General features: G+C 71.8%; 28 protein-coding genes. 8 read left to right on the plus strand and 20 right to left on the minus strand.

The annotated features are described in order from the left end of the window. Positions 1 to 25 precede the first annotated feature (25 nt). The 8 genes from I3V78_RS00620 to hemL form a co-directional block, all read right to left on the minus strand. The gene (locus I3V78_RS00620; protein WP_204484375.1) at positions 26 to 1,942 is read right to left on the minus strand and encodes a response regulator; all 1,917 of its coding nucleotides are present in this window, start codon (positions 1,940 to 1,942) and stop codon (positions 26 to 28) included. 39 nt (positions 1,943 to 1,981) lie between these two features. Next, positions 1,982 to 3,739, minus strand: coding sequence for an ATP-binding protein (locus I3V78_RS00625; RefSeq protein WP_204484376.1), 1,758 nt, complete (start codon positions 3,737 to 3,739; stop codon positions 1,982 to 1,984). Further along, positions 3,736 to 4,755 (minus strand): ATP-binding SpoIIE family protein phosphatase, encoded by a 1,020-nt coding sequence (locus I3V78_RS00630; protein WP_204484377.1) that lies wholly within the window; start codon positions 4,753 to 4,755, stop codon positions 3,736 to 3,738. Before I3V78_RS00630 ends, I3V78_RS00625 begins: the two co-directional genes overlap by 4 nt. Further along, complete coding sequence (locus tag I3V78_RS00635; protein WP_204484378.1) at positions 4,752 to 5,132, minus strand: anti-sigma regulatory factor; 381 nt, start codon at positions 5,130 to 5,132, stop codon at positions 4,752 to 4,754. The genes I3V78_RS00630 and I3V78_RS00635 overlap by 4 nt, the downstream gene beginning before the upstream one ends. Positions 5,133 to 5,136: 4 nt before the next feature. Continuing rightward, a complete protein-coding gene (locus I3V78_RS00640; RefSeq protein ID WP_204484379.1) occupies positions 5,137 to 5,538 on the minus strand; it encodes an STAS domain-containing protein in 402 nt (133 codons plus the stop codon). A 15-nt stretch (positions 5,539 to 5,553) separates the two neighbouring features. After that, entirely contained in the window at positions 5,554 to 6,435 is an 882-nt protein-coding gene (locus I3V78_RS00645) for an STAS domain-containing protein (protein ID WP_239576236.1), read from the minus strand. A 113-nt stretch (positions 6,436 to 6,548) separates the two neighbouring features. Next, entirely contained in the window at positions 6,549 to 7,883 is a 1,335-nt protein-coding gene (locus tag I3V78_RS00650; RefSeq protein ID WP_338023436.1) for a serine/threonine protein kinase, read from the minus strand. A gap of 31 nt (positions 7,884 to 7,914) precedes the next feature. After that, the gene (gene hemL / locus I3V78_RS00655; RefSeq protein WP_204484380.1) at positions 7,915 to 9,210 is read right to left on the minus strand and encodes a glutamate-1-semialdehyde 2,1-aminomutase; all 1,296 of its coding nucleotides are present in this window, start codon (positions 9,208 to 9,210) and stop codon (positions 7,915 to 7,917) included. A 372-nt stretch (positions 9,211 to 9,582) separates the two neighbouring features. Here hemL and I3V78_RS00660 point away from each other — a divergent pair, with 372 nt between their 5' ends. After that, on the plus strand, positions 9,583 to 10,503 hold the full coding sequence (locus tag I3V78_RS00660; RefSeq protein ID WP_204484381.1) for a DUF6929 family protein: 921 nt from the start codon (positions 9,583 to 9,585) through the stop codon (positions 10,501 to 10,503). 9 nt (positions 10,504 to 10,512) lie between these two features. On the opposite strand, the gene I3V78_RS00665 is transcribed toward I3V78_RS00660, so the two are convergent. From I3V78_RS00665 to lspA (I3V78_RS00700), 8 genes are all read right to left on the minus strand, one after another. Beyond that, positions 10,513 to 11,460 (minus strand): tetratricopeptide repeat protein, encoded by a 948-nt coding sequence (locus tag I3V78_RS00665; RefSeq protein WP_204484382.1) that lies wholly within the window; start codon positions 11,458 to 11,460, stop codon positions 10,513 to 10,515. Next, on the minus strand, positions 11,457 to 11,714 hold the full coding sequence (locus tag I3V78_RS00670) for a hypothetical protein (protein WP_239576237.1): 258 nt from the start codon (positions 11,712 to 11,714) through the stop codon (positions 11,457 to 11,459). Before I3V78_RS00670 ends, I3V78_RS00665 begins: the two co-directional genes overlap by 4 nt. Before the next feature lie 58 nt (positions 11,715 to 11,772). After that, positions 11,773 to 12,156, minus strand: a complete 384-nt coding sequence (locus tag I3V78_RS00675; RefSeq protein ID WP_204484383.1) for a hypothetical protein — start codon at positions 12,154 to 12,156, stop codon at positions 11,773 to 11,775. A gap of 158 nt (positions 12,157 to 12,314) precedes the next feature. Beyond that, a complete protein-coding gene (locus I3V78_RS00680; protein ID WP_204484384.1) occupies positions 12,315 to 12,824 on the minus strand; it encodes a KdsC family phosphatase in 510 nt (169 codons plus the stop codon). 6 nt (positions 12,825 to 12,830) lie between these two features. Continuing rightward, on the minus strand, positions 12,831 to 13,877 hold the full coding sequence (locus tag I3V78_RS00685; RefSeq protein ID WP_239576238.1) for an MXAN_5187 C-terminal domain-containing protein: 1,047 nt from the start codon (positions 13,875 to 13,877) through the stop codon (positions 12,831 to 12,833). Positions 13,878 to 13,913: 36 nt separating this feature from the next. Then, a complete protein-coding gene (locus I3V78_RS00690; RefSeq protein WP_204484385.1) occupies positions 13,914 to 15,209 on the minus strand; it encodes a prolipoprotein diacylglyceryl transferase in 1,296 nt (431 codons plus the stop codon). A 12-nt stretch (positions 15,210 to 15,221) separates the two neighbouring features. Next, entirely contained in the window at positions 15,222 to 15,851 is a 630-nt protein-coding gene (gene lspA / locus I3V78_RS00695) for a signal peptidase II (protein ID WP_204484386.1), read from the minus strand. A 10-nt stretch (positions 15,852 to 15,861) separates the two neighbouring features. Then, positions 15,862 to 16,482 (minus strand): signal peptidase II, encoded by a 621-nt coding sequence (gene lspA / locus I3V78_RS00700; RefSeq protein ID WP_204484387.1) that lies wholly within the window; start codon positions 16,480 to 16,482, stop codon positions 15,862 to 15,864. Positions 16,483 to 16,617: 135 nt separating this feature from the next. Here lspA (I3V78_RS00700) and I3V78_RS00705 point away from each other — a divergent pair, with 135 nt between their 5' ends. Both I3V78_RS00705 and I3V78_RS00710 read left to right on the plus strand, forming a co-directional pair. After that, positions 16,618 to 16,959 (plus strand): FAM210A/B-like domain-containing protein, encoded by a 342-nt coding sequence (locus tag I3V78_RS00705; protein WP_338023437.1) that lies wholly within the window; start codon positions 16,618 to 16,620, stop codon positions 16,957 to 16,959. Further along, positions 16,956 to 17,699: a Mut7-C RNAse domain-containing protein gene (locus I3V78_RS00710; RefSeq protein WP_204484389.1), complete on the plus strand. Its 744-nt coding sequence runs from the start codon at positions 16,956 to 16,958 to the stop codon at positions 17,697 to 17,699. The genes I3V78_RS00705 and I3V78_RS00710 overlap by 4 nt, the downstream gene beginning before the upstream one ends. Here I3V78_RS00710 and I3V78_RS00715 read toward each other — a convergent pair. Then, the gene (locus tag I3V78_RS00715) at positions 17,696 to 18,595 is read right to left on the minus strand and encodes a LysR family transcriptional regulator (protein ID WP_204484390.1); all 900 of its coding nucleotides are present in this window, start codon (positions 18,593 to 18,595) and stop codon (positions 17,696 to 17,698) included. The genes I3V78_RS00710 and I3V78_RS00715 overlap by 4 nt on opposite strands. Before the next feature lie 103 nt (positions 18,596 to 18,698). On the opposite strand from I3V78_RS00715, the gene I3V78_RS00720 reads away from it, so the two are divergent. From I3V78_RS00720 to I3V78_RS00740, 5 genes are all read left to right on the plus strand, one after another. Next, positions 18,699 to 19,424, plus strand: a complete 726-nt coding sequence (locus I3V78_RS00720; protein WP_204484391.1) for a type 1 glutamine amidotransferase domain-containing protein — start codon at positions 18,699 to 18,701, stop codon at positions 19,422 to 19,424. Positions 19,425 to 19,496: 72 nt separating this feature from the next. Next, positions 19,497 to 20,660 (plus strand): endonuclease/exonuclease/phosphatase family protein, encoded by a 1,164-nt coding sequence (locus tag I3V78_RS00725; RefSeq protein WP_204484392.1) that lies wholly within the window; start codon positions 19,497 to 19,499, stop codon positions 20,658 to 20,660. Then, positions 20,657 to 21,499: a hypothetical protein gene (locus tag I3V78_RS00730; protein WP_204484393.1), complete on the plus strand. Its 843-nt coding sequence runs from the start codon at positions 20,657 to 20,659 to the stop codon at positions 21,497 to 21,499. The genes I3V78_RS00725 and I3V78_RS00730 overlap by 4 nt, the downstream gene beginning before the upstream one ends. A 30-nt stretch (positions 21,500 to 21,529) precedes the next feature. Further along, positions 21,530 to 22,777 carry a cytochrome P450 gene (locus tag I3V78_RS00735; protein WP_204484394.1) on the plus strand — a complete coding sequence of 416 codons (1,248 nt, stop codon included), beginning with the start codon at positions 21,530 to 21,532 and terminating at the stop codon, positions 22,775 to 22,777. Beyond that, the gene (locus tag I3V78_RS00740; RefSeq protein ID WP_204484395.1) at positions 22,774 to 23,142 is read left to right on the plus strand and encodes an MmcQ/YjbR family DNA-binding protein; all 369 of its coding nucleotides are present in this window, start codon (positions 22,774 to 22,776) and stop codon (positions 23,140 to 23,142) included. Before I3V78_RS00735 ends, I3V78_RS00740 begins: the two co-directional genes overlap by 4 nt. A 25-nt stretch (positions 23,143 to 23,167) precedes the next feature. Here I3V78_RS00740 and I3V78_RS00745 read toward each other — a convergent pair whose 3' ends face one another. The 3 genes from I3V78_RS00745 to I3V78_RS00755 all read right to left on the minus strand — a co-directional run bounded on the left by I3V78_RS00745 (position 23,168) and on the right by I3V78_RS00755 (position 25,419). Then, positions 23,168 to 23,404, minus strand: a complete 237-nt coding sequence (locus I3V78_RS00745; protein ID WP_204484396.1) for a hypothetical protein — start codon at positions 23,402 to 23,404, stop codon at positions 23,168 to 23,170. Positions 23,405 to 23,500: 96 nt separating this feature from the next. After that, positions 23,501 to 24,091, minus strand: coding sequence for a TetR/AcrR family transcriptional regulator (locus I3V78_RS00750; protein ID WP_204484397.1), 591 nt, complete (start codon positions 24,089 to 24,091; stop codon positions 23,501 to 23,503). Further along, a complete protein-coding gene (locus I3V78_RS00755; RefSeq protein ID WP_204484398.1) occupies positions 24,088 to 25,419 on the minus strand; it encodes a cytochrome P450 in 1,332 nt (443 codons plus the stop codon). Before I3V78_RS00755 ends, I3V78_RS00750 begins: the two co-directional genes overlap by 4 nt. Between the last annotated feature and the right edge of the window lie 81 nt (positions 25,420 to 25,500).

Genomic DNA, 25,500 nt, shown 5'->3' on the forward strand with positions numbered 1-25,500 from the left:
TCGGGCCCGGGAGGGCACGGCCAATTCAGGACGCGGGGCGGCGCTCGGGCAGGTTTTGCAGCAGCCGCTCCAGCTCGTCCGGGCGCACGGGTTTGACCAGATGCAGGTCGAAGCCCGCCTCCACGGCCCGGGTGCGATGCTCGCCGCTGTAGCCCGTGAGCGCCACCAGGTAGACGTCCTGGCCGCCCTCGCTCTCGCGGATCTTCCGGGCCACCTGGAAGCCATCCATGCCGGGCAGCCCCAGGTCCACCAGCGCCACGTGGGGCCGCTGCGAGGGGAAGCGCTCCACGCCCTTGAAGCCGTCCTCGGCCACCGCCACCTCGTGGCCCCACATCTCCAACAGCTCGCGCAGCACCTCGCGCGTGTCCTCGTTGTCCTCCACCAGGAGCACCCGCCGCGCACCCGTGCGCACCGGCGCCGCGCCCTTGCTCTCCGCCTTCACCACCGGCGCGTCCTCGGCCGCCAGCGGCAGCGTCACGAGAATCTCACTGCCCTTGCCCTCGCCCTCGCTGTGCGCCGAGACGGAGCCGCCGTGCAGCTCCACCAGCCGACGCACCAGCGTCAGGCCGATGCCGAGACCGCCCCGGGAGCGGTCCAGCTGCTGCTCGCCCTGGACGAAGAGGTCGAAGACGCGCGAGAGCAGCGTGGGCGTCATGCCGATGCCCGAGTCGCGCACGCGCAAGAGCGCCCGGCGGCCTCGCGCGTCGCGCTCCACGGCGACGCCCACGAAGACGAAGCCGCCCTCGGGGGTGTACTTGCGCGCGTTGTCGAGCAGGTTGGACACCACCTGCTCCAGCCGCGTGACGTCGCCGTTGAGCCACAGGCTCTCGGTCTCGGGCAGCTCCACGTCCAGCGTGAGGCGCTTGTCCTCGAGCGCCTGACGGCGCGCCTCCAGGCTGTGCTGCACCACCTGCTTGAGGTCCACCCGCGCGCGCCGCAGCTCGATGTGGCCGCGGTTGAAGCGCGACACGTCCAGCAGGTCGTCCACCATGCGCGCCATGTGCTGGCTCTGCCGCGCCATGACCCTCAAGGCCTTGGACTCCGAGCCCGGCGAGCGCGTGGTCTCCGCCAGGTGCAGCGAGTTGACGATGGCGGCCAGGGGGTTGCGCAGCTCGTGGGCGAGCATGGCGAGGAACTCGTCCTTGCGCCGGTCCGCCTCGGCCAGGTCCGCGGCGCGCTGGCGCAGCACGTCCTGCAGCTCGCGGTGGGGGGTGATGTCCGTGAGGATGCGCACCGCGCCCGTCACCGCGCTGCCCTCGCCCTGCACGGGCGTGGCGGCCACGCGGTACCAGCGCGCGTCCAGGCACACCGTGGCCTCGTCGCGGCAGTCCAGGGTGTCCGTGCAGCTGGCCGGCAGACTGTCCCCGGCGCCCGCCTCGCGCATGAGCACCGCGAAGGAGCGGCCGAGCACCTGCTCCGCGGAAAGCGCCACGAGCGCGAGGAAGGCGCGGTTGGCGCGCATCACCCGGCCGCCCTCGTCCAGCAGGCACACGCCGTCGCCCAGCGAGTCGAAGGTGGACTGCCACTGCATGGAGGCGACGCGCGACTCCTCCTCGGCCCGGCGCATGCGCAAGAGCGAGCGCACCGTGGCGAGCAGCTCCGAGGCGTCCACCGGCTGCACGAGGTAGCCATCCGCGCCGCTCTCCAACCCCTCCACCTTGTTCTCGATGCGGATGTAGTTGGCCGACAGGTGCATCACGGCGATGCCCGAGGTGCGCGGGTCCGCCTTGAGGCGCCGGCACACCTCGATGCCATTGAGGTCCGGCAGCTTCACGTCGAGGATGGCCAGGTCCGGGCTCACCTCGGAGGCCAGCCGCAGCGCATCGGCGCCCGTTCCGCCCTCCATCACCCGGAAGCCCGCGGCGCGCAGCATGCGCGTCACGACGTAACGGTTGGCCTCGTTGTCGTTGATATTGAGGAGGATCGGTTCACGTTGAGACACGCAGATGTACTCCTCGGAAGCGTCGCGACGGGGACCGCGTCAGGCCCGCCGGTCGTTTCCTGACAAGGCGCGATGAAGAAGCTCCGAAGCCGCGTCCCGCGTCAAGCCCGCCTTTGACAGGATGCCCACCGCGTTGGGGAGCAAGCGTCCGCGCTCCTGCTCGGTCAGGGAGCGGCTCGTGTGGATGATGACGGGAATGTCCCGGGTCTTCGGCTCGTGGCGGAGCGCGTCCAGGACGTCGAAGCCATTCATGCCCGGCAACGACAGGTCGAGGATGATGACCGAGGGCCGCACCTGCTCGGCCAGGCGCAGGCCATCCAGGCCCGTCTCCGCCTCGCGGAAGTCCAGGTGGGGCTCGGCCAGCATGCGCTGCAAGAGGTAGCGCACCACCTCGTCGTCCTCGATGAGCAGCACCGTCCGGGACGGGGCGGACCCCGGGGGGAAGGGCGGGGAGGACGGGTCCTTGCCGCCCTCGGAGTCCGGCGGGTTCGTGTAGTCGATGGCCACCACCGCGCGGAACGTGCTGCCCTGGCCCGGCTGGCTCTCCACGGTGAGCGAGCCGCCGAGCAGCTCCGCCATGCGGCGCGACAGGGGCAGCCCGAGCCCCGTGCCCTTGACGCCCTGCTGGTGGGGGCCCTCCACCTGCACGAACTCCTCGAAGATGCGCTCCTGGTCCTCGGGCGCGATGCCCACCCCGGAGTCCCGCACGGCGAACACCACCGTGCCCGGGCGGCCCGGCGCCGCCGACACCCGCACCTCGCCCTGGCGGGTGAACTTGAGCGCGTTGGACACGAGGTTGCGCAGGATCTGCGACAGCTTGCGCTCGTCGGTGTGCAGCTCCGGCAGCTCGCCGCTCTCCTCGAAGACGAGCGACACGCCCTCGTGGACCCGCAGGGGCCGGAGCATGCCACGCAGCGAGCCGAACAGCTCCGCCACGGAGAAGTACGAGGGCAGCACTTCCGAGCGGCCCGACTCGATCTTCGCCAGGTCGAGCAGGTCGTCGATGAGCTCCTGCAGGGCCTCGCCGGACTTGCGGATGAAGACGACCTGCTTTTCCTGCTCGGTGTTGAGCGGTCCGTCCAGCCGCTCGATCAACAGCCGCGACAGGTTCACCACGGAGCTGATGGGCGTGCGCAGCTCGTGGCTGATGTTGGAGATGAAGCGCGTCTTCATGTCCGAGGCGCGCCGCAGGGCCTCGGCCTTCTCTTCCAGTTCGGCGTAGAGCGCCACCACGCCGCGGTTGGTCTCCTCCAGCTCGCGGTTGAGCCGTTCCACGTCGGCCTTGCGCGACTGGAGCTCGTCCAGGATGCGCACCAGCTCCTCGTTCTGGCGGGCCAGCTCGTCGGACACGGTGGCGCGCTGCTGCTGCTCCAGCGCGCCGCGCAGGGCCTGCAGCGCGGCGGGGGACAAGGCCTGCGGCAGGCGCTGGGCGAGCTCCAGCATGAGCCAGCCGTCGGCGTCCAGGCGCACCACCACCCGATCCATCAGCCGCTGGGCGGGCACGAGCGCGGGCCCGGGGCGGGGCTGGGAGGCGGAGCCGGCCATCAGGCCCGGCGTCGACGCGGGGGCGCGCACGCGCACGAGCAGCGAGTGCGGCTGGGAGTCCTCGACGAGGAACCAGATGTGGCCATTGGACTGGGCGGCGGCGAGCCGGGCCACCTCGGAGATGGCGGTGGCGATGCGCACCTGATCCTGCGCGTCGAAGCCCATCTCCTGGGCGATGTGGCGCCCGCGCTGCCGCGTGTTGACCACGTCCCGGCCCGTGCGCAGCTCGGACTGGAAGAGCGGAGCGTTCATGGGCGCGCCGTCCCGGCGGCCGGCGCCGCCACCAGCACCGTCGCGTCGTCCCGGCCCCGGCAGAAGTCCCGATAGAGCACCCCGGCCAGGAGCGCGGGGTGGTGGGCGAGCAGCCCGGGGTAGCGGTCCACGCGCCACTGGGTGGCGAGCCCGTCCGAGCACATCACCAGCCGTGCGTCGGGGCTCCAGGTGTAGCTGAAGGACTGCAGGCGCATCATCTGGTGCCCGAGCGTGCCGTTCATGGACACCATGCGCTGGATGCCCGTGGGCGTCACGACGGCCGCGGTGATGTTGCCCACGCCCACGAACTCGAGCCGCCCGTCCCGGGGGTGCAGCTCGGCGAGCGCCACCGCGGCCCCCCGGGTGCTGCGCAGCTCCTCGTGCGCGCCCCGGATGAGCGAGGCGGCGTCCTGGCCCGTCAACTCCCGGAAGGACACCACCGCCGCGCGCGAGGCCCGGGCGGCGTCCGGCCCGTGGCCCAGCCCGTCCGCCACGAAGAAGCGGTAGCGCGGCGAGGCCCCTTCCGTCAGGTCCAGGCTCCAGGCGTCTCCACACACCTCCTCGCCCGGCAGGGGCACGCACACCGCGCCCACCTCCATGCTGTCGGCGGGGGCGGGCTTGTCGGCCCAGACCTGGGCGAGCACCGCGGTGCCCACCCCGACCTGGGAGTAGATGTCGAAGGTGGAGGACATGCGCCGCATGGCCCCCAGCCCCGAGCCCCCCGTGCCCGCCGTGGTGTAGCCATCCTGCATGCAGCGCGCCACGTCCGCCATGCCCGGTCCCTTGTCCAGCGCGAGCACCTCCACGCCCACGTGGCCGTCCGTCTGGAGCCGCCGCAGGAGGATGACGCCCTCGCGGGCATGGGCCACGAGGTTCTTGGCCGCCTCGCTCGTCACCAGCGCCACGCGGCCCGCGGCTTCTTCCTTGAACCCCAGGCGCTCGGCCAGGGCGGCGGCCGTACGACGGGCGTGGCCCGCCTGACTGCTCTCCGTGACGGCGAGGGCCGTGGTGCTCATTTCCATCGTGTCACCGTCACCCGTGTGCCCTCGCCCACTTTGCTGACGATCTCGAACTCATTGACCAGCCGCTTGGAGCCACTCAGTCCCAGGCCCATGCCGCCCCCTGTGGTGTAGCCATCGCGCAGCGCGAGATCCAGGTCCGGGATGCCCGGCCCCTTGTCCTCGAACGACAGCCGCAGGCCCTTGCGCAGACCATCCTGGAGCATCTGGAGGGTGACTTCCCCGCCGCCCCCGTAATCCAGGGTGTTGCGGGCCAGCTCGCTCGCGGCGGTCACCATCTTGGTCTGCTCCACGAGGCTGAACTTGAGTTCCGCCGACCACGTTCTCACCGCCTGGCGCACGAGTACCAGGTCCTGGGACGAGCGGATGGGCATCACCTCACTCCTCAAGGTTTGCATCCGAGACCTCGATCCCAGCCTCGTCCGCATCGATGGACGCGTGGAGCAGCGCCATGCCCTTCTCGAGGTTGAGCGCGGTGCGAATGCCGGGCAGCGACATGCCCAGTTCCACCAGGGTGATGGCCACCGCGGGCTGCATGCCCACCACGACCGTCTGGGCATCCAGCACGCGGGACATGGTGGCGATGTTGCCGAGGATGCGGCCGATGAAGGAGTCCACGACCTCGAGCGCGGAGATGTCGATGAGCACGCCGCGCGCCTGCGTCTCGACGATCTTCGCCGTCAGATCGTCCTGCAGGGACATCGCCACCTGGTCGTGCATGTCGACCTGGATGGTGACGATGAGGATGCGGCCCATGCGGAGGATGGCAATTCGCTCCATAGGACAGGCCTCCCGCTAACCCTTGCCCGCCGGCGTGGCGCGCGGGGAAGGAGGCGTGTGCACGCTCTGGTTGAGCCGCTTGAGCGCCCAGCTGAAGGCCCCCGCGAGGCTCGACTTGGTCACCACGCCGGACAGGTCCACGCCCAGGTGGACGATGGTCTGGGCGATCTGCGGACGGATGCCGCTGATGACGCACTCGGCGCCCATCAGGCGCGTGGCGGTGACGGTCTTGATGAGGTGCTGGGCGGTCAGCGTGTCCACGGTGGGCACGCCCGTGATGTCCAGGATGGCGATCTCCGCGCTCGTCTCCACGATGCGCTGCAGGAGCGTCTCCATCACCGTCTGGGTGCGGCCGCTGTCCAGCGTGCCGATGAGCGGCAGCGCCACGATGCGATCCCACAGCTGCACCACGGGGGTGGACAGCTCCATCATCTCCTGCTGCTGGCGGTGGATGACCTCCTCGCGCGTGCGCTGATGGACCTCGGTGGTGAACAGGCCGAGCTTGTCGAGCAGCAGCGTGGCGTTCCACAGCTCGTCGCCCAGCACCTGCGGATCCCGCGTCCACTCGCGGCGCAGCGCGTTGAACAGGGGATGCTTGAAGCTGAAGATGAAGGTGGCCGTCTCGGACGGCGAGTGGCCCTGGAGACTGCGCGCGCGCGACATGCGCTCGAGCAGCTCGCGCACCGGGGTGTACACCGAGGCGTTGATGTCGAAGGAGGTCCCCTGCCGGGTCGCCTCCATCAACAGCCGGAGGAACTCGGCGCACTGCTCGCGCAGCTCCGCGTCCTTCGTCAGGGAGTCGCGGCGTCCCCCCTGACTCGCCATGGTGGCGAACCACTCGGTTTGCAACTCAGAGAGATGATTCTTGAGAATGTCGTGGATCCGGGTGCTCAACATGCCCCTCCTGTCGAGCAGGCTCTACCATACGGCCACATCCCGCGTGTCCGGCCGAGCGCCCACCCCTCCCGGGTCTCCCGCGACTGTTCAATGAACGATAAGGGCGTGAGATTTCATCCCCACCACCACATCAGCGCGAAGCCCGAGGCGAGCGCGGCGAGGAACAGGCCGAGGGCGAGCCACCCCGTCCGCGCGGGCGGCTCGGACACCTCGGGCACCTCCTCCGAGAAGACCCCCCGGGCCTCCTCGGGCGCGCGCACCAGGCCCGAGCCCGGACTGCGCTCGGCGAGGGCCGTCTCGTGGGTGGTGAGGTCCACGTCGAAGGCGACCCGCACCTCGCGTGAAGTGGCGGCCTCGGGGGGAGCGGGCTCCACCAGCTCCACCTGGGAGGAGGGCAGGAAGTCGCCGGGCGCGTCGAGCGCGCGGTGCTCGAAGGCGAGCGCGGTGGGGGGCGCGAAGGCGGGCAGCTCGCGCTCGGTGAGGGGGCGGCGCAGGGTGGGCCGGCCGCGCACGAGCTCGGCGAGCACCGCGTCCTCCACGGTCTTCTCGCGCGCGAAGGCCTCGCGCATGAGCCGCGCCAGGTCCGCGTCCGTGAGGCCGGGCGCCAGGGACTCGCGCACCGCGCAGAGGGCCTGGGCGAAGGCGTGGGCGTCCTGGAAGCGCGCCTCGGGCTCGGTGGACAGCGCCTTCATCACCACCGCGTCCAGGGCCGGGGGCAGGCCGGCGCGGTGCGCGCTCGGGGGCGTCCACTGGGGGTAGGCCGCGCGCCGCCAGCGCTCGACGACGTCCCCCTGCTGCGCGAGCGGCTGCCAGGCGAGCAGTTCCCAGAGCACCACGCCCGTGGCGTACACGTCCGCGCGCCGGTCCACACGCTGCTTGCGCGCGTGCTCGGGGGCCATGTACGCGAGGCTGCCCATCACCACGCTGGGGGCCGTCTGGGCCTCCTTGAGGGAGGACTGCGCGGCGCCGAAGTCGATGATCTTCACCTCGCCCGCGTAGGAGATGCACACGTTGGCGGTGGACAGGTCGCGGTGCACCAGGTGCAGGGGGTGGCCCTGCTCGTCCGTGACGGCGTGGGCGTGGGCGAGCCCCTGGCACATGCGCTCGGCCACGAGCAGCGCGAGCCCCGGGGACAGCACCCGCCCGAGCTTGCGCAGGCGCCACATGAGGCGGTTGAGCGTCTTGCCCGCCACGTACTCCATGGCCAGGTAGAGCTCGCCCTGCACCTCGCCCATGTCCCAGACGCGGGCGATGTTGGGGTGGGACAGGCGGCGCACCACGCGCGCCTCGTCGCGAAAGCGCGCGAGGAAGTTCGCGTTGCCCGCCAGGCCCGGCAGCACCTTCTTCACCACGCAGGCGCGGCCGGGCGCCTCCTCGCGCGCGAGGAATACCTCGCCCATGCCCCCATACCCGATGCGGCGCACCAGGGTGTAGGGGCCAAAGGACACGGCCCCGGGGGACGGGGCCGGGCGGGGGGCGTCAGGCGGCGGTGCCAAGCGCGCGCAGCGCACGGCGAGCGGCCCGGAGGATGTGCGCCACCTCGGGCTCGTTGATGGACAGGGACAGGAAGGCGGACTCGAACTGGCTGGGCGGCAGGTACACCCCCTCGCGCAACATCTCGTGGAAGAAGCGGCCGTAGCGCGCGGTGTCGCTCTTCTTCGCGCTCGCGTAGTCGAACACCGGCCCCTCGGTGAAGAAGACGGTGAACATGCTGCCCACGCGGTTGATGGTGACGGGCACCCGCGCCTCCTCGGCCTCCGCGCGCAGGCCCGCCTCCAGCTCGCGGCCGATGGCGTCCAGCCGCTCGTACACGCCCGGCGCGCGCAGGGCCTGCAGCGCCGCCATGCCCGCGGCCACCGCCACGGGATTCCCGGAGAGCGTGCCGGACTGGTACACGGGCCCCTCGGGCGCCACCTTGGACATGATGTCGCGCCGGCCGCCGTAGGCCGCCAGGGGCATGCCGCCACCAATCACCTTGCCGAAGGTGCTCAGGTCCGGCCTCAGGCCGTACACCTCCTGGGCGCCGCCGCGCGCGAGCCGGAAGCCCGTCATCACCTCGTCCAGCACGAAGAGCACCCCGTGCGCCCGGCACAGCGCCTGGAGCCCCTGGAGGTAGCCCTCCTCGGGGATGAGCACGCCCATGTTGCCCACCACCGGCTCGATGATGGCGCAGGCGATGTCCTTGCCGCGCTCGGTGAACAGGCGCTCCACCGCGCCCAGGTCGTTGTAGGGCGCGGTGAGCGTGAGGCTCGCCACCGCCGCGGGCACGCCCGGCGAGTCCGGCAGGCCCAGCGTCTCCACGCCGCTGCCCGCCTTCACCAGGAAGGGGTCCCCCGCGCCGTGGAAACAGCCCTCGAACTTGAGGATGAACTCACGCCCCGTGAAGCCTCGCGCCAGCCGGATGGCCGCCACCGTGGCCTCGGTGCCGCTGGAGACCAGGCGCACCTTCTCCACGCTGGGCACCGTGGCGCAGAGCATTTCCGCGAAGCGCACCTCCGCCTCCGTGGGCGCGCCGAACGTCGAGCCGCGGCGCGCCGCCTCGGTGATGGCCTCCACCACCGGCGGCCACGCGTGGCCGAGGATGAGCGGACCCCAGCTGCCCACCAGGTCCACGTACCGGTTGTTGTCCACGTCCGTCAGCCATGCGCCCGCGCCTTCCTTGAAGAAGACGGGCTCACCACCGACACCACGAAACGCGCGCACCGGCGAGTTCACCCCGCCCGGGATGGTCTCCTGCGCGCGGGAGAAGAGGGCCCTGCTCTGGGAGTGGTTCATGCTCAATCCATAACACGCCGCCCCCGCCCCCCTCCTCCCGTCCCGGGGCCCCGTGAATGGCTTGCTTCTCCGCGTGCACTCGTCTACACATTATGTTCACTTACAGTGCTGGCTGTCGTTATAAGGCCAGAAGAAAATTTTCACCGCATTGGGCAGCGCCGGTGGCCCCACCGCTCATTTTCCGGACCCCGGGTGGCGATTCAGAGGCCCCCCGGCGAGCACCGAGCGAGGGCACCCGTCTCCACCGATCATCCCAGGGGACCGGACCGGAAGGCTGATGGAGGACCGGAGCGGGGGCATCCGGGGGGAAGGCCCCCGCTCCGGTCTTCTCCCATCATGGAGCGCCGGGCCCGGGTAGGCTCGCGGCCCACCATGCTCACCCTCACCCCGCGTCGCACCCTCACCCTGCGCGCGCCCGAGACCCCGGGCGGCCCCGCGCACGTGGCCGCCGCCAGTGGCCTCGTGCGCGCGGGCGACTGGCTGCACGTGGTCGCGGACGACTCGCTGCTCTTGGCCACCTTCCCCCTGGAGGGTGACGCGCCCGGGGACACGTGGCGCCTCCTGCCCGGCGCGCTGCCGCTCGAGCCCGGGGCGCGCAAGGCGCTCAAGCCGGACCTGGAGGCGCTCTGCCTCCTGCCGGGGGTGGCGGACGCGCCCCACGGGGTGCTCCTGGCGGTGCCCTCGGGCAGCGCGCGCACGCGGCACCAGGGCGCCCGGGTGGCCCTGGGCGCGGACGGCCGGCCCGCGGGGCCCGCGCTCGGCGTGGACTGGCGCCCGGTGCACGAGCACCTCACGCGGGAGCTGGGGCCGCTGAACATCGAGGGCGCGGCGGTGTCGGGCGGGCGCCTGCGCCTGCTCAACCGGGGCAACGGGGACGCGGGCACGGACGCGGTGGTGGACCTGGACCTGGGCCGGGTGCTGCGCGCGCTGGAGGCCGGACAGCCCCTGGGAGGTGACGCGGTGCGCACCGTGCGCCGCTGGGAGCTGGGCCGCACGGGCGCGGTGCGCTTGAGCTTCACGGACGCCTCGCCCCTGCCGGACGGGCGCATCGTCTTCACCGCCGCGGCCGAGGACACGCGCGATGCGTACCAGGACGGCGCCGTGCTGGGCTCGGCGGTGGGCCTGCTCGCGCCGGACGGCACCCCGCTGTTCCTCGACGGCGTGGACGCGAAGGTGAAGCTGGAGGGCGTGGACGCGCGCGTGGAGGGCGGGCGCATCCGCCTGCTGCTCGTGGCGGACGCGGATGATCCGGCCCGGGCCGCGCCCCTGTTCGAGACGTGGCTGCCGGGCTAGTCCCCGGAGTCAGTCCCCGTGGTCGCGCGCGGCTTCCTCGGCCGAGCCGCCCGCGGCTTCCACGGAGTTGCGCGGCGGGCGCGTCGGGCCCTTGGCGAACGCCGCCACGCGCGAGCCGATCTCCTGGGGCGTGGTGGCGGCGAGCCGACGGCGCGCCCGGGCGATGGCGTCCTGCACCATGCCGGGCTCCGGGTGGTGCTTGAGCGCCTGCACCCACAGCTCGATGGCCTTCTCGTTCTCGCCCGCCTCGGCCTTGAGCTTGCCCGACTCGAAGACGGCGTGCGGCGCCAGCTCCGAGTCCGGGAAGCGCGCGAGCAGGTCCGCGTAGGTGCGCGACGACTCCTGGCGGTAGCGCGAGCCCTCGGGCGTGCCCGCGGCGCCGCCCTGCAGCGCCTGCATGTGCAGCGCCTGCGCCTGCAGGAAGAGGGCGTCGTCCACGAAGACGCTGGTGGGGAAGCGCTCGGACAGCTTGCGCGCCTCCAGCACGCACTGCTGGTAGTCCTGCAGCTCGAAGTACAGCTTGGACACCTGGTAGTGCAGCTCGGCGCCCTGCGGCGGGTTGCGCGCGAGCGCGGCGGTGAGCTGATCGATGGCGCCGCGGGGGTCGCGGAAGTGCACGCGCAACAGCTCGGCGAGCACCACCCGGGCCTCCTGGGACTCGGGCGCCTCGGGGCACTGGGCGATGAGCTCCTTGTAGACGCTCACCGCCTCCTTCACCTTGCGCAGCTCCAGCCAGTACACGTCCGCGGCGCCCTTGAGCGCGCGCGCCCGGAGCACCGGCGCCTGGGGCGAGTCCTCCAGCCGCAGCGCATCCAGCGCCTTGCGGTACTCCACGAGCGCCTCGTCGGGGCGCTTCTCGAAGATGGCGTCCCGGGCGCGCTGCATGTGCTCGGGAGCACCGTCCCGGGTACACCCCGGCGCGAGCAGCAGGGACACGAGCAGCAGCGATCGCCTCATGACGGGCAGGCCTCCTCCGCGGGCGTCACGCGGATGCAGTAGGTCTCCTGGCACCGGATGCACTCCAGCAGGGAGCCCGTGTCCGTGACGCACAGCGTCTCGTTGGCCGAGCGCGGACAGTCCTCCGAGGCGATGCACCGGTAGGGCTCGCCCTGGGGATTGAGCACCCGCGAGGGGCACTCGTAGCGCGTGGCCCCACACCCGGCGAGCCCGGTCACGGCGGCGAGGAGGAGGGAGGCGGACCAGATTCTCACGGAGCAGGGTTTCTATCCGGATTCCGCCCCCACGTCACGCGGGGGCCCGCCCGCCCGCCTAGTTGTTCAGGGGCGTGGGGCCGCCCGCGCTCAGCACGGTGTCCGCTGACGCCACGTGTCGACGCCGGAATTGGTCCAGGGCCTTCTCCTGCTGGCGCGCCAGCAGCGTGGCGATGCCGCGCAGGTGCCCGTCCGACACCCGGCACTGGATGGCGGACACCTCGCCGTGACGCCGCTCCAGTTCCCGCCACAGGTGCACCCGGGCCTGATTGCCGAGCAGCCGCGTCTCCACCTCGTCGAAGGCCGCGTCCATGAGCGCCTCGTCCGACGCCAGGGTCGCCAGACGCGCCTCGGCCTCCGCCGACGGCGCGGCGCACCCGGCCCCCAGGGCCAGGGTCACCACCGCCAGGCCCAGCCTTCCGCGCCGCGTCCCTCCCGCCATCGCCCGCTCCTCCGTTGGTCCGTCATGAGCGCACGGCTTTTTTCCGCCCGCCATGCGAGCGGCCAACCTAGGAAGGCCCCGTCCCCTGCACAACCGGCCTGGAGGGCAGCACGCGGCCAGCGAACGTCGCGGCCATCCACTACCCAACGTCTCCGGGCTCAGGGGCGCGCGCGGTGGCGCAGGATGAACTCGCACACCTCACGCGCCGCGCCAAAACCCGCGGCCCGTTGTGCCACGTAGTGCACGCCCGCGCGCACCTCGTCGGGGGACTCGGGCGGCGCGGCGGAGAAGCCCACCGCGCGCAGCAGCGGCAGGTCCACCACCTCGTCGCCCATGTAGCCACAGTGCTCGGCGGACACCTGGAGCAGCTCGAGCAGCTTCTCGAAGTGCGCCACCTTGTCCTGACTGCCGAAGTGCACGTGCTTGATGCCCAGCGACTGCATGCGCATCTGCGCCGAGAGGCTGTCGCCGCCGGAGATGGCCGCCACCTCCAGCCCCGCCTCCTGCAGCCGCTTGATGCCCATGCCGTCGCGCACGCTGTACATCTGCGTCCAGCCGGAGCCGGGCACCCAGAAGATGCGCCCGTCGGTGAGCGTGCCGTCGATGTCGAAGATCATCACCGACAGGCGCGCCACGCGGGCCTTGAGGGACTCCAGATCGTGGTTCATGGCGCGCTACTTCGGCACGGCCTTGAGCACGGCCTTGCCGTCCTTGATGACGACCTTGAACTCCACCGCCTTGGCGTTGTGCTGCTTCATCAACTCCGGCACCTGCTTGCGCAGCGACGCGGCGATGTTGTCGTAGCTCATCTTCGACGTGTCTTCCTTGTTGCGGCGCTTGGCCGCCACATACGCGTCGTACACGGTCTTGAGCTTGTCGTCCGACAGGTCCCCCGCGCCCGAGGCCGACGGCGCACGCCCCGCGGGGGGCGCGGCGGCCCGGGGCGGCGCGGCGACGGGCGGACGGGCCGCCAGGGGGCGCACCGCGGGGATGGCCGGCGCCACCGAGGGGATGCCCGGCGCCAGGGGGCGCACCGCCGGAATGGCCGGTGCCACCGAGGGGATGCCCGGCGCCAGGGGGCGCACCGCGGGGACGAGCGGCGCCACCGCCGGAATGGCCGGCGCCACCGAGGGGATGCTCGGCGCCACCGCCGGGATGACCGGCGCCACCGAGGGCAGGTGGTGCGGCTGCGGCTTGCTCGGCGACGCGGAGAGCGGCATCACCTCGTCCATGTCCTCGTCCGCCAGCTCCATCGGCTCCTGGGGACGGCCCTGGGCGGGCTTCTTCGCCTTCTCCACGCGGCGGCGCGCCTTGGCGATGTCGCGCTTGTACGTGCCGTTCTCGATCTCCTGCATCGTGCGCTGCCACAGCCGATCGTAGGTGACGAACTTGCCGTGGATGGACTGCACGCGGAACTTGGCCGACGTGTTGCGCACGAAGCTCGTCTTGAGCCGGTCCACGCGCTTCTTGAGATCCTCGTGCTGCTTGGTGGGCGGCATCCGCTCGGCGCCCAGGAAGTAGTGCTCGTAGGCCACCTTGAGCGACGCGAGCTCCGCCTCGATGGCGTCGCATTCGTGGAACGTCGTCTCACTGCCCGACATGGTGGGCAGACCGGACTTCGTGTCTCCCGAGTTGGCGGCCAGCTTGGCCGAGGACTTGGCCGAGGTGCCGGGCTTCAGGCTCTGGTTCTTCGTGGACGACTTCGAGGACTCGTACGCCATGGGCGACCCTGAGTGTCCCCAAGACGCGGCCCCATATCAACCTCCCGTACCACCCACCGTCGGCGACATGCCCGCCGCCTCGCCTGCCTGCCGGATCCGCCGGTACAGCAAAGTCGCGCCGAAGGTGAACATGCACAGGGAGATGAACTGGCTGGTCGAAATATTGAACCAGGCCTCCAGGGGCACGGCCTCGGCCAGCCCGGAGGCCCCCAGGGAGCGCAGCAGCCCGTGCAGGGTGCCGCGCTCGGTGTCCCCCCGGAAGAGCTCCACCGAGGTGCGCAGCACCGCGTAGCACATGAGCCACAGGCAGAAGATCTGCCCGTGGAAGCGCCGGAAGCGCCGCGCGTAGAGGAGCGCCACGAAGAGCACGAGCTGCCCCACCGACTCGTAGAGCTGCGTGGGGTAGACGGGCAGGGTGGAGCCGTGCTGGGCCACCCAGTCGGAGATGCGCACCGCGCCCGGGGCCGCCTGGTGGAGGATTTGCCCCGTGCCCTCCACCACGTAGCGCGGATCATGCGCCTGGGACTGGTAGGCGAGGCTCGCCGAGCCGGTGAGCCGCCCGAACAGGTCCTGCGCCCGCTCGCCCCCGGGAAAGCGCGCCACGAAGCGCGCCCCCGCCGCGCACACATCCCCCCAGCAGCACCCCGCCGAGAAGCACCCCAGCCGACCCAGGCACTGGCCGAGCGACACCGTGGGCAGCGCCAGGTCCGCCAGCCGCAGGAAGTCCATGTCGTTTTGACGCGCGAAGACATACGCCGCCAGCGCCGCGCCGATGAGGCCCCCGTAGAAGACGAGCCCCCCGCCCAGGGAGAACACCTGCGTCCAATCGCGCGCGTAGTCCTTCCAGTTGACGAGCACGTAGAGCACCCGGCTGCCCACCAACCCCCCCACGAGCACGTAGAAGGCCAGGTCCAGCACCGCCTCGCGCTTGCGCGGGCCCTCCGTGTCCACCCACCTTCCCCCGCCCTGTGCGTCCGCCACCCACGTGAGCCGCCGCCACTCGTCCTCGGCCAGCCGAGAGGCCACCGTCACCGCCATGAGGAAGCCCGTGGCGAGCATCACCCCGTAGGTGTGGATGGGGATGCCCTCGCCCCGGCCGCCGGGGATGGCGCCCGGGGGCAGGGCGTAGCGCAGGCCGAAGCCCGCGAGCACGAGCGCGAGCACGCCATAGCCGAGCGCCCGCTGCCAGCGATCACGGGACGAGGACGCCGCGCCAGGCACGCCCCGCCAGCCGTTGAAGGCGATGCCCCCCACGACCGCGAGCGCCACGGCGTAGAGCAGCACCTGGCTCCAGAGCGGGGTGAAGGTGAAGTGGACGATGACGGGGAGCATGGGCCGCCTCGGTCAGGAGCGCGCGTCCGCCGCGCCCGGCGCGTCCTTCTTGGGCTTGGGCTCTTCCTTGCGCACGAAGGCGTCCACCATGAGCAGGCCCACGCCCACCACGATGGCCGAGTCGGCGATGTTGAAGGAAGGCCAGGCCACCTTGTCGTGCCAGTGCGCCTCGAGGAAGTCGATGACGAAGGCCCGGGCGATGCGGTCGATGTAGTTGCCGATGGCGCCCCCGAGCACGAGCGGCAGCCCCCACAAGGCCCAGCGCTCCTGCGGATCCTTCCCGCCGAGCTTGCTGAAGTACCAGGTGATGAACACCACCGCGGCCAGGCTCACCACGTGGAAGAGCGGCCCGCGCACGTTCGGCGGCAGTGTGCGGAACAGGCCCCAGGCCGCGCCCGGGTTCTCCGCGTAGCGCAGCCGGAAGAACTCGGGCAGCACCTCGATGGCGCGCTTGGGCCGGTAGTGCAGGTTGTAGAGGCCCGGCGCGGGCGGCTCGCCGTACAGGGCCGACAGGCGCTCGCCCAGCGTGGGGCGGTCATCGAAGCGCGTGGTGAGCTCGCGCACGACGAGGTACTTCGTCCACTGATCGAGGACGATGACGCCGAGCGCCACCGTCAGGAGGAGGAGGTATTTGCGGGGCACGGCTGGCGGCTTACACCACCTGCCCCCCTGGCGTCACGGATTCCACGGTTCGGCGGGGCTGGAACGAGTCCAGCAAGAGCAGGCCCACCCCCACGCAGATGGCCACGTCCGCCACGTTGAAGGTCGGCCAGCGCATGCCGGGCTGGTTGCGCCAGTGCCAGTCGATGAAGTCGATGACGTAGCCGCGCACCAGCCGGTCCACGAAGTTGCCCAGCGCCCCGCCCGTGACGAGCGCCAGCGCCCAGCGCGCCGCCCGCTGCCCCGGCTCCAGTTGCCGGTACATGGAGAAGATGAAGCCCAGGGCCACCACGCTCACCAGGTGGAAGAAGGGCCGCCGGACGTTCTCCGGCAGGGTGGAGAACAAGCCCCACGCCGCGCCCGGGTTCTCCACGTAGCGAAAGTGCCAGTAGTCCTCGATGAAGCGGTAGGGCCGCGTGGAGCGCCGCCAGGCCCCCTCCACCGGCGGATCATTGTCGAGGTTGCGCTCGGACAAGAAGCCCTCGACCCGCGCCAGTCCCGAGCGCCCGTCCAGGGCCTCGGTGAGCCGGGACACCGCCAGATATTTGGTCACCTGGTCGACGGCGAGCGTCGCGAGGCTCACGAGGAGGAGGACACGAAAGCGGTTCGCCATAGAGGCCCCCACCTCTACCCCGCCCGCCTGGATCCTGACAATCCGCCCCGGGGGTGGCCGCAGGGCGAGCGGCCTGACTCGCCCGTCCGCCCGAAGTGCGGCATGGTGGGCCCAATGGAGACTGTTGAGCCCCCCGTGACACCGACTCCCAACGAGCCTTCCAACCGCAGCCTCACGCTCCGCGAGCGCTACGAGCGCTACATGGCGCGCTTCAAGGAATTCATCGCGCGCTACGGCAGGCTGGCCATCGTCGTGCACGTGGTGTCCTGCGCCGTGTTCTTCCTGTGCTTCATGGCGCTCATCCGCGCGGGCTTCAAGATCGACAGCGCCGAGGGCTCCGTGGGCGCGTTCGCGGGCGCCTACGTCATCTACAAGGCCACCCAGATTCCCCGCGCGGCCCTCACCTTCGTCATCACCCCCTTCATCGATCGGCTCATCCGCCGGATCCGGCACCAGGCACCGCCGCCCGCCCCGTGAGCCTCGTCACGCTGCGCTTTCACGGGCCCCTCAACGACTTCCTGTCCCCCGAGCGGCGCGGCACGGCCTTCCCCCACCCCCTGCCGGGCCCGTGCTCGGTGAAAGATCTCGTCGAGTCGCTCGGTCCCCCCCACCCCGAGGTGGATGCCGTGTGCGTGGACGGCCAGCCCGTGGGCTTCGGCCACCGCGTGCGGCCCGGGGAGTGGCTCGACGTGCACCCCGCCCCCGCGCCGCCCGAGGTGCCCCCCGAGGCCCGCCTGGGTCCCCCGCCCCTTCCCGAGCCCCGCTTCCTGCTCGACGTGGGGCTCGGACGGCTCGCGGGCCTGTTGCGCATGCTCGGCTTCGACACCGTGTGGCGCAACGACTTCGCGGACGCGGAGCTCGCCCGGCGCTCGCACGACGAGCGGCGCATCCTGCTCACCCGGGACCTGGGCGTGCTCAAGCGCGCCGAGGTCGCGTACGGCTACTTCCCCCGCGAGACGGACCCGTCGCGGCAGCTCGTGGAGGTGGCGCGGCGCCACGGGCTCACCGCGTGCATGCGGCCCTTCTCGCGCTGCATGGCCTGCAACGCGCCGCTCGTGGAGGCCCCGCTCGCGGAGGTGCACGAGCGCGTGCCCGAGCACGTCCGGGCCACGCACACCCGCTTCCAGCGGTGCACCGGCTGCCCGCGCGTCTTCTGGGCCGGCTCGCACCACACGCGCATGCTCGCCGTGATCGACGCGCTGCGCGCCGCCGTCTAGCCCTCCAGCAGCCAGTCGCGCACCGCGAGGAAGCGCGCCGTGGGGGCCGCCGCCTTGCGCCACGCCACCCACAGCGTGCCCCGGGGCCGCCGCGAGGAGCGCCGCTCCGGCTCGAGCACCTCCACGCGCCCCGCGCGCACCGCGGGCTCCACCAGGTAGTCCGGCAGCACCGCGATGCCCATGCCCGCCTCCGCCAGCGCCAGCATCTCGTCCAGGTTCGCGATGCGGCACACCACCCGCTCCGGCGCCCGCTCCCGCGCCCCGAACGCCGCGCGCCACCACGGCGCCAGCATCGCCAGGTCCGCGTCGAACGCGATGAAGCGGTGCGCCTGGAAGTCCCGCGCGCTCCGGGGCACGCCCCACCGCTCCACGTAGGCCGGCGCCGCCACCGCCACGAAGCCCTCCTGCGCCACCGGCCGCGTCTCCAGCCCCGGCGCCTCCGGCAACAGGCCGAGGATGCCCAGGTCCAGCTCCCCGTCCAGGAGCCGCCGCGCCACCCGGCTCGGCACGTCGAAGCGCACGTCCAGCCGCAGTTCCGGATGGCGCTCCAACAGGCCCGGCAGCCGCGGCCGCAGCCAGTAGCGGAAGAAGGGCCACGGGCCCCCGAGCGACACCTCACCCCGCACCGCGCGCTGGGCCTCGCCCGCCGCCTCCAGCGCCGCGTCCAGCGCCGGCAAGTGCTCGCCCAGGCGGGCCACCAGCGCCTCCCCCGCCGCCGTGAGCCGCGCCCGCCGCCCCACCCGCTCGAACAGCACCACGCCCAGCCGCGCCTCCAGCGCCTTGAGCTGCTGCCCCACCGCCGAGGCCGTGATGCCCAACCGCGCCGCCGCCGCGGCGTGCGTCCCCGCCCGGCTCACCTCCCACAGCGTCCACAGGGCCTCGCGATTGCCAAGCATGGCTTCACTTTATGGCAAGAGCCCCTCGGTTTTCTTGGGAACGGGCCCGGGGTACTTCTTCGTCCATCGCAGCGCCCCACCCCGGGGCACGAGGGAGAAACCCATGAAGATCCTGGCCGCCATGAAGATCCTGCTCATCGTCACCAGCCACTCGCAGTTCGGCAACACCGGGGAGCCCACCGGCTACTGGCTGGAGGAGCTCGCCGCCCCCTACGAGGCCTTCGTCGAGGCGGGCGCCCAGGTGGACATCGCCTCGCCCGAGGGCGGCAAGGCCCCCGTGGACCCGCGCAGCCAGCAGGAGCCCACCGACGCCACGAAGGCCTTCCTCGCGGACGGCGCGGCCCAGAAGAAGGCCGCCCAGACGCTGAAGATCTCCGACGTGAAGGAGCGCTACGACGCCTACTTCGTGGTGGGCGGCCACGGCGTGATGTGGGACCTGGCCACGTCCGCGCCCGTGCACACGCTCCTGTCCAAGGGCTACGCGCGGGGCTCGGTGGTGGCGGCGGTGTGCCACGGCCCGGCGGCGCTGGTGGGCGTGAAGGGCCCGGACGGCGAGCCGCTCGTGAAGGGCAAGCGCGTGGCGGCCTTCAGCAACGCCGAGGAGACGGCGGCCAAGTTCGACACCGTCGTCCCCTTCGCCCTGGAGACGCGCATCCGGGAGCTGGGCGCGCGCTACGAGTCCGGCCCGATGTGGCAGAGCTTCGCGGTGCGGGATGGTCGGCTCGTCACCGGGCAGAACCCCGCCTCGTCCGCCGCCGCCGCGCGTGAGGTCATCGCGGCATTGACCGAGAAGGCGGGCGAGAAGAAGGCCGAGGCGAAGAAGAAGTAAGGGCCCCTCTCCGGGGCGGGGACGATGACGCACCGTTCCGCGAGCCCTTCTCGCGTAACATCCCCGCCCCCCATGAGACGACCCCTCCTCCTGCTGTCCCTGTTGCCCCTGTTGGCTGGCTGCGAATGGGTGGCCAACCCCATGAAGTACACCCGGGAGGACGTGCCGCGCTTCAAGGCCCACGCGGCGCACCCCGAGCCCAATCCCCGTCCCACCGCGCTCAAGGTGATGACGTGGAACGTGAAGTACGGCGCGTGCCGGATCGACTTCTGGTTCGACTTCTGGGGCGACCGCGTGCAGATGACGCCCACCGAGGTGGATGACTGCCTCACCCGCGTGGCCGCGCTCATCCGCGAGTACGACCCGGACCTGCTCATGCTGGAGGAGATCGAGGTCGACTCGCGCCGCAGCGCCTACGTGGACCAGGTGCGCTACCTCCTGGAGAACACGAACCTGCGCTACGGGGCCTACATGTCCACGTGGAACGCGCGCTACGTGCCCTCCGAGGGCGTGGGCCGCATGGACCTGGGCAACGCCATCCTCTCGCGCTACCCCATCACCCGCGCCGAGCGCATCCGCCAGAAGGACCGCACGGATCAGGATCCGCTCACGGAGACCTTCTACCTCAAGCGCGGCATCGGCCGCGTCGAGGTGGACGTGGGCGAGGGCCGCACGCTCGCCGCCTACGTGGTGCACACCGAGGCCTATGACCAGGACGGCACCAAGCAGCAGCACATCCAGCAGATCCACGACGTGGTGCGCGCGGAGACGCTGCCCTGGGTGCTCGGAGGCGACCTCAACGAGCTGCCCCCGGTGTGCGACGAGCGCGCGGCGCCCGGCACGCCGGACTCCTGCGAGGGCAAGCTCAAGCTGTCCGGCTTCCTCGACGAGCGCGCGAGCAGCATCGGCACCGACTTCGAGCAGCCGCCCTACACGCCCAGCGTCATGAAGCAGTACTACGACGACTTCGAGCCCTCCATCCCCCTGAGCCGCTACGGCGTGGGCGAGGAGAACCAGCGGCGCTACTTCACGCACTCCACCCTCGGCCCGGACGTGGTCAACGAGCAGGGCGAGCCCGGCGACTGGAACCGCACGCTCGACTACCTCTTCGTGCGCAAGGGCGAGACGTGGACAGACACGGGCGTGCTCCAGAGACCCAACGACATGGGCATCCAGTCCGACCCCCTGCGCCTGTCCGACCACGCCCCCGTGGTGGGCACCTGGAGGCTGCCATGAAGGCCGCGCTGCTGGCCGTGCTGCTCACCGCGGGCCTCGCCTCCGCGCAGACCCTGCCCGCGCGGAATACCGCGGACGTGGGCCCCCGGGGCTCGTGGAGCGTGGGCGTGTTCAACCCCCTGCGCTTCTCCCCGCTGGACGGCGTGGAGTTCGAGACCCACCCGCTCACCTTCTTCGTGGCGCCCAACGTGGACGCCCGCGTGGCGCTGCTGCGCTCCTCGCTGCGCCTGACGGCCGAGGCCGGTCTGAGCCTGCCCACCTTCGGGCTGCGCCTGACCAAGGGCTACCTCTTCCCGCTGTGGGCCACGAGCGACAACGACATCGGCTGGATGCTCATCCCCCGCCTGGGCCTCGTGCTCTCCGGGGATGCCTCGCCGCGCGGGGTGTGGACCGTCACGGCGGACGCGGCCTTCCGGGTGAAGCTCGGCCCCAACAGCGCCGCGCCCCTCAACACCTACGCGCCCCTGGAGGTGCTGCTCGCCGCGCCCCTCACCGGCCTGTGCACGCGCGTGGGCGGCGCCTACGACCATGCCCTCACCCGGCGCCTGCGCCTGCGCGGCGAGGTGAACCTCTACCTCACCGGCTCCCAGGGAGACCTCTTCGTGTCGGGCCGGGACGTGGGCGCGCTCGCGTCCGTCTCCCCGCTCATCGCCACCGCCCACGTGGGCCTGGACCTGGCCGTCTTCCGTCACAGCCGCGTGACGCTCGGAGTGTTGTGGGCCAACTCCGACCAGGGCGCCACCCGCCTCACGGTGGGCGCGGATGGCTACAGTGAGCGCCAGCGCGTGCGCAGCAACGACTTCCTCCCCACCCTGGACTTCATCTGGGCGGGGCTCTGACGCCGCGGCACACCCTCCCGGAGACAGCCCATGAGCACCCAGTCCCAGCCGCACCGCACGTTCGGTCCCGACTTCGTCCTCGATCTGGAAGACCCCGCCTACATCCAGAACCCCTACCCCACCTACCAGTGGCTCCGGGAGCACGCGCCCGCCTACCGCTGGCGCGCCCATGCCGACGCCGTGGTCTTCACCCGGCACCCGGACGTGCGGGCGCTCGTCTTCGACCGCCGCTTCACCAATGACTACCGGCAGTGGGAGTTCGCCCAGGAGGCGCGCTGGCCGGCCGAGCACGCCGAGTACAAGGCGGTCATCGACCACGGGCTGTTCGCGCTGTCGGACGAGAACCACCTCCGGGTGCGCAAGCTCGTCAGTGGCGCCTTCACCCCCCGCGCCGCCGAGCGGATGCGCGGGGAGGTGCAGGCCACGGTGGACCACCTCATCGACACCCACGCGCGGGGGCCTCGCTTCAACCTCACCGCCATCACCGAGTCGCTGCCCATCACCGTCATCAGCGACATGCTCAAGATTCCCACGGAGCTGCGCGCGGACTTCCGCGAGTTCGGCCTCGCCGTGGTGCGCAGCTCCATCCTCTTCAACAACGCCGAGCGGATGTTCGAGCTCATCGCGCCCATGCCGCGCTGGCTGGGCATGCTCCGGGGCGTCATCGAGGCGCGCCGGGCCCAACCGCTCGAGAATGATCTGCTCAGCACGCTCATCGCCGCGCAGGAGGAGGGCCACAAGCTCTCGGAGATCGAGCTCATCTCCATCGTCCAGGCGATGATCGCCGCGGGCTCGGACACCACGGTGCACGCGGCCAACTGGGCCTTCCACACCCTGCTCACGCACCCGGACCAGCTCGCGCTCCTGCGCGCCGAGCCCACGCTGCTGCGCAACGCCGTCGAGGAGTGTCTGCGCTACGACCTGTTCGGCAAGACGGGGGTGCCGCGCTTCGCCAAGGAGGCCCTGGAGTTCGCGGGCGTGGCGCTGCGCAAGGGCCAGATGGTCATCCCGCACATCCCCGCCGCGCTGCGCGACGGCGAGGTCTTCGCCGAGCCGGACCGGTTCGACATCCGCCGCGACGTGAGCCAGACCATCGCCTTCGGAGGCGGCCAGCACTTCTGCCTGGGCGCCGCCGTGGCCCGGATGCAGTTGGACACCGTCATCGGCACGATCGTGCGGCGCTTCCCCACGATGAAGCTCGCGGACAAGCCCGAGTTCCAGCCCCACCCGCTCATGCGCGCCATGAGCCGGTTGGACGTCACGGTGGACGGCGCGTGACCCCCGCGCTCGAGCGCGTCCGGGCGCTCTGCCTCGCGCTGCCGGAGACCACGGAGCGGCCGAGCCACGGCGCGCCCACGTTCTTCATCCGCGACAAGAAGACGTTCGTGAGCTTCCTGGACCACCACCACGACGATGGGCGGCTGGCGCTATGGTGCGCCGCGCCGCCCGGGCTCCAGGCGGACCTGGTGCGCTCGGACCCCGAGCGCTTCTTCGTGCCGCCCTACGTGGGGCACCGCGGCTGGATCGGCGTGCGGCTGGACCGGGGCGAGCACTGGGACACCGTGGCCAACCTCATCCGCGAGGCCTGGCTCACGGTGGCGCCCAAGACCCTGCGCGCGAAGCTGCCGCCCCGGACGGGGTAACGCCCGATCCGGGGAGGCGGGCCGCTCACAGGTCGTAACACACGATGCACTGCGCCCAGGTGTCACACGCCGCCTGGTCGCGAATCGGATCCTGGCAGCTCCGGTTGGCCATCTGGCACCGGGCGGGCGTCGGACACGTCACGCCGACCAATGGCTCCAGGGGAGCCGCCGGGGCCAGATCGGCGCCAGTCGCCGCGCCCGACATCACCCCCACCACCAACGCCAGGACCATCGACCCCTTCTTCGTCCAGAAGCTCTTCATGATGTACCTCCCAAGATGGACCACGCCCGCCCCACTCCGTGCGGGGACGGTGGACGCACCATGCGGGAGCAGGCGTGACGGGAGCGTGACGGGCCGCTAACCGGTGGCGCGGTCCGTGCGCAGCCCGTCCAGCAGGACGTCCATCATGTGGGTGAAGATGCGCTCGGTGGACAGGTCCAGCTCCGCCTGGACGTCGGGCCGCAGGAGCTGGTCCACCAGGGTGAGCATCATGCGCAAGAGCAGCCGCGGCTCCACGTCCGAGCGGAAGGCGCCCGCGCGCACGCCCAGGGTGACCAGCGCGCCGAAGTTGTCCTGCACCGCGCGCCGCCGCACCTCCAGCAGCGTCTTCCAGAGCGCGGGGGCCTCGCGCTGCAGCTCCTCGAGCGCCCGGGCCCCCCGGTGGTAGTGCCCGGCGATCGTCTTCACGTACAGCCGCAGCCGCGCGTCGAAGTCCAGGTCCTCGCGATGCCGCAGGCCCGCCAGCTCCTCGCCCACGTCGGCGAAGTACGCGGCGATGACGGCCTCCCCCAGCGCCTCCTTGCTGGGGAAGACCCGGTAGAGCGTCTTCTTGCTCATGCGCAGCTCGCCGCCCAGGGCCTCCATGGTCATCTGGGAGTAGCCCCGGGTGAGCAACAGCTCGCGGGCCTTGTCCAGGATGCGGGCGCGCACGTCCTCCACGTCCGTCATGCGGGCACGGGGCCTTCGTAGACCAGGGGCGCGCCCCCCCGCGGTCCGATGGTGACGTTGCGGCGCTGGGGCCGCTCGTCGGCGGCGTGGGGCGGCGAGGAGAAGCGGTGCGCGGCGAGCAACGAGCCGAGCACCACCCGCATCTCGTACTGCGCGAACGCCGCGCCGATGCAGCGCCGGGCCCCGCCTCCGAAGGGCAGGTACTCGAACGGCGAGTACTTGCGCTCGAGGAAGCGCTCGGGCCGGAAGCGCTCCGGCTCGGGGTAGAGTTCCGGGCTCGCGTGCGCCAGGCAGATGGAGGCCATGACGGCGGTGCCCACGGGCAGCTCCCGCCCGAGCAGCGTGAAGGGCGCGAGCGTGCGGCGCCCCACCACCGGCACCACCGGGTGGATGCGCAGCGCCTCGTCGCACACCGCGCCCAGGTAGGGCAGCCGGGCGAGCGCCTCCGGCTCGGGCGAGGGGCCCAGGGCCGCGAGCTCCTCGCGCAGGCGCGCCAGGGTCTCCGGCTGGCGGTGCACGTAGTGGAGGGCCCACGCCATGCCGATGGCCGTGGTCTCGTGGCCGGCGAGCAGCAGCGTGCGCAGCTCGTCGCTCAGCTCCTCGTCCGTCATGCCCTGGCCGTCCTCGTCCCGCGCGGACAGCAGCAGGCTGAGGATGTCCGTGTGCCCCGCCTCGTGCCCGCGCCGGTTCGTCATCTCCTCGTGGAGCAGGGCATTCACCCGCGCCAGGTGGTGCTGGAAGCGCGCCCAGGGCCCCACCCCGCCGAAGGAGCGGCGCAGCGGAATGGCCATCATCAAGAGCGGCGTGTACGTCTCCAGGGCGGGCACGATCTCCTCGCGGAAGCGCCGCACGCGCGCGGGCTCCTGCACCCCGAAGACGATCTGGATGATGGCCTCAAGGGAGATGTCCTGGGTGAGGTCCTGCGCGCGCAGGCCCTCGCCGGGACGCAAGCCCGCCGCCGCGCGCAGGGCGAGCTCGCGCAGGGTCTGCCCATACGCGCGCATGCGCTCGCCATGGAACGGGGGCATGAGCAGCTTGCGCTCCCGCTTGTGCCGCGCGCCGCCGAGCAGCAGCATCGACCGGGGCCCCACCACCGGCCCCAGCGGCAGGCCGCCCAGGGGCTCGAACACCGAGGGGTCCGCGCTGAAAATTTCCCGGAGCCCCTCGGGCTTGCCCGTCATCACCACCTGGCCCACCGGCAAGGGCGCGGTGAAGGGGTCGCCGTGCCGCGCCCGCGCCTCGAGTCCGAAACGGGTGGGATCCCTCAAGAACCGCCACGTCTGCACGGGCTTGAAGCGTGGACCCGGCGGCAAGGACTGGGGCTGCATGGGAGCCTCCTCGGAAGAAGTGGGACGGAAACTCGGGAAACCCTAAACGTTTCCCGAGTTTCCGGCAAGCTCCCCCCGGGA

The organism is Archangium primigenium (assembly GCF_016904885.1).
In the GTDB taxonomy this organism is placed as follows: domain Bacteria; phylum Myxococcota; class Myxococcia; order Myxococcales; family Myxococcaceae; genus Cystobacter; species Cystobacter primigenius.

What these genes read in the sequence shown, in the direction of transcription:
- I3V78_RS00715 (WP_204484390.1), bottom strand. Translation starts at nt 18,595, where the DNA reads ATGCTTGGCAATCGCGAGGCCCTGTGGACGCTGTGGGAGGTGAGCCGG.
- I3V78_RS00720 (WP_204484391.1), top strand. Translation starts at nt 18,699, where the DNA reads ATGAAGATCCTGGCCGCCATGAAGATCCTGCTCATCGTCACCAGCCAC.
- lspA (WP_204484387.1), bottom strand. Translation starts at nt 16,482, where the DNA reads ATGGCGAACCGCTTTCGTGTCCTCCTCCTCGTGAGCCTCGCGACGCTC.
- I3V78_RS00630 (WP_204484377.1), bottom strand. Translation starts at nt 4,755, where the DNA reads ATGAGCACCACGGCCCTCGCCGTCACGGAGAGCAGTCAGGCGGGCCAC.
- I3V78_RS00635 (WP_204484378.1), bottom strand. Translation starts at nt 5,132, where the DNA reads ATGCCCATCCGCTCGTCCCAGGACCTGGTACTCGTGCGCCAGGCGGTG.
- I3V78_RS00735 (WP_204484394.1), top strand. Translation starts at nt 21,530, where the DNA reads ATGAGCACCCAGTCCCAGCCGCACCGCACGTTCGGTCCCGACTTCGTC.
- I3V78_RS00745 (WP_204484396.1), bottom strand. Translation starts at nt 23,404, where the DNA reads ATGAAGAGCTTCTGGACGAAGAAGGGGTCGATGGTCCTGGCGTTGGTG.
- I3V78_RS00730 (WP_204484393.1), top strand. Translation starts at nt 20,657, where the DNA reads ATGAAGGCCGCGCTGCTGGCCGTGCTGCTCACCGCGGGCCTCGCCTCC.
- I3V78_RS00675 (WP_204484383.1), bottom strand. Translation starts at nt 12,156, where the DNA reads ATGGCGGGAGGGACGCGGCGCGGAAGGCTGGGCCTGGCGGTGGTGACC.
- I3V78_RS00680 (WP_204484384.1), bottom strand. Translation starts at nt 12,824, where the DNA reads ATGAACCACGATCTGGAGTCCCTCAAGGCCCGCGTGGCGCGCCTGTCG.
- I3V78_RS00660 (WP_204484381.1), top strand. Translation starts at nt 9,583, where the DNA reads ATGCTCACCCTCACCCCGCGTCGCACCCTCACCCTGCGCGCGCCCGAG.
- I3V78_RS00665 (WP_204484382.1), bottom strand. Translation starts at nt 11,460, where the DNA reads ATGAGGCGATCGCTGCTGCTCGTGTCCCTGCTGCTCGCGCCGGGGTGT.
- I3V78_RS00640 (WP_204484379.1), bottom strand. Translation starts at nt 5,538, where the DNA reads ATGGAGCGAATTGCCATCCTCCGCATGGGCCGCATCCTCATCGTCACC.
- I3V78_RS00690 (WP_204484385.1), bottom strand. Translation starts at nt 15,209, where the DNA reads ATGCTCCCCGTCATCGTCCACTTCACCTTCACCCCGCTCTGGAGCCAG.
- I3V78_RS00755 (WP_204484398.1), bottom strand. Translation starts at nt 25,419, where the DNA reads ATGCAGCCCCAGTCCTTGCCGCCGGGTCCACGCTTCAAGCCCGTGCAG.
- I3V78_RS00750 (WP_204484397.1), bottom strand. Translation starts at nt 24,091, where the DNA reads ATGACGGACGTGGAGGACGTGCGCGCCCGCATCCTGGACAAGGCCCGC.
- I3V78_RS00725 (WP_204484392.1), top strand. Translation starts at nt 19,497, where the DNA reads ATGAGACGACCCCTCCTCCTGCTGTCCCTGTTGCCCCTGTTGGCTGGC.
- hemL (WP_204484380.1), bottom strand. Translation starts at nt 9,210, where the DNA reads ATGAACCACTCCCAGAGCAGGGCCCTCTTCTCCCGCGCGCAGGAGACC.
- I3V78_RS00625 (WP_204484376.1), bottom strand. Translation starts at nt 3,739, where the DNA reads ATGAACGCTCCGCTCTTCCAGTCCGAGCTGCGCACGGGCCGGGACGTG.
- I3V78_RS00645 (WP_239576236.1), bottom strand. Translation starts at nt 6,435, where the DNA reads ATGTTGAGCACCCGGATCCACGACATTCTCAAGAATCATCTCTCTGAG.
- I3V78_RS00685 (WP_239576238.1), bottom strand. Translation starts at nt 13,877, where the DNA reads ATGGCGTACGAGTCCTCGAAGTCGTCCACGAAGAACCAGAGCCTGAAG.